1 protein-coding gene and 1 pseudogene are annotated in these 1344 nt (G+C 56.6%); one reads left to right on the forward strand and one right to left on the reverse strand.

What is annotated here, in order from left to right:
• Positions 1 to 189: pseudogene (locus EOA85_RS35390) on the forward strand (ABC transporter ATP-binding protein); the annotation flags it as partial.
• A gap of 121 nt (positions 190 to 310) precedes the next feature.
• On the opposite strand, the gene EOA85_RS35395 reads toward EOA85_RS35390, so the two are convergent.
• Positions 311 to 1090, reverse strand: coding sequence for an IclR family transcriptional regulator (locus tag EOA85_RS35395; protein WP_127212740.1), 780 nt, complete (start codon positions 1088 to 1090; stop codon positions 311 to 313).
• Between the last annotated feature and the right edge of the window lie 254 nt (positions 1091 to 1344).

Genomic DNA, 1344 nt, shown 5'->3' on the forward strand with positions numbered 1-1344 from the left:
GATGAGGCTATAGGGCTCTCGGATCGGGTGCTGGTCATGTCACAATCCCCGGGCCAGATCGTGGAGGAAATTGTCATCGATCTGCCGCGGCCGCGACCGGCGCATCTCGGTGAGTATCCACAATTCGCCGACTACGCAAATCGGATCTATTCGACCTTCGAGAAGCTCGGCGTCTACCGATTCAAGTAACCTTAGGGCCGGGCGCGCGATTTCTGAGCTCGCCAGACGCGGTTTGCTGGGCTATGGCGCCCCGCGTCGGAGCGGAGCTGGGATAGGCTATTCACACCGGCGAATCAGAACACAAGTCCAGTCAGTTTTCCTGGACGCGCGATTGTCTCAAGGGCCACAACTCTGCCAGCTTTGCCGCGGTAGCGAGAACCGAGGACGCGGTCTTGTCGTGCTGTTCCGGAGTGAGGCGGGAGCTGGGACCGGCGACGCTGACGGTACCCACCGTTTGGCCACTTGCCAAAGTGATTGGGGCTGCAATTGCCACCACACCCGGCTCGGCTGCCTCATCGGAAATTGCCCAGCCGCGTTTTCGGGCCAATTTCAGTTCATCCATGAAGTCTTCCACGGAGGCCATCGCTCCGTCCTGCCCGTCGTCGCCACTCTTTATGGCTATGCGTAGCGCATCTTTAGGACTGAGCGTCGACAGGTAGGCTCTTCCGTTAGCGGTGGTCGCAAGACGAACTCTTGCGACCATTTCCGGTTGATACTTTAGACCATTCCTTGCGCCTTGGACCTGCGCTATCCACGTCAGGGTCTCGCCTTGCACGACAGCCATCCGGACAAGTTCTGCGCTCTCCGCCGCCAGTTCCTCTAAAACAGGCTGGCAAACGTCCGTCAAATGCGTCGCGCTCAGGAAACGCTGCCCCAATATCGCGAGTCGAAGTGAAAGCTTGTAAAAGCCGGTCACCTGCTCTTGTTCTACCCAGCCGATTTCGCATAAAACGTTGAGCATCCGGTGGGCAGCGCTCTTCTGCAGATTGAGCTTGTCTGCAATTTCGCCCAGACGCATCGCGCAAGCTTCGTTGGCCAGCAGTTCGATGACCGCGAAACATCGTTCGACGAGGGAGTTAACGACTCTCACGCGTGATCTTCCTGTTCCATTAAGAATGGCATTCTAGCACTTGCGGCCGGATCGTCAAGGCAACCCACGCCCCCATGCACTCAATAAGGGCTTTTCGCAATGCGTTGTTCTAATTACGAGACTGTGCCGTTGGGTCGAGCAACGTCAATCGAGAAAGCCCTAGTGCTGGACCAACTCTGGCCACTGTTCCTGGCCGGCGGTATACCGATCACCGCGGTTGCAGGATCTATATATATATATATATATATATATAG

Origin of the sequence: Mesorhizobium sp. M5C.F.Ca.IN.020.29.1.1, assembly GCF_003997375.1 — a bacterium.
In the GTDB taxonomy this organism is placed as follows: Bacteria; Pseudomonadota; Alphaproteobacteria; order Rhizobiales; family Rhizobiaceae; genus Mesorhizobium; species Mesorhizobium wenxiniae.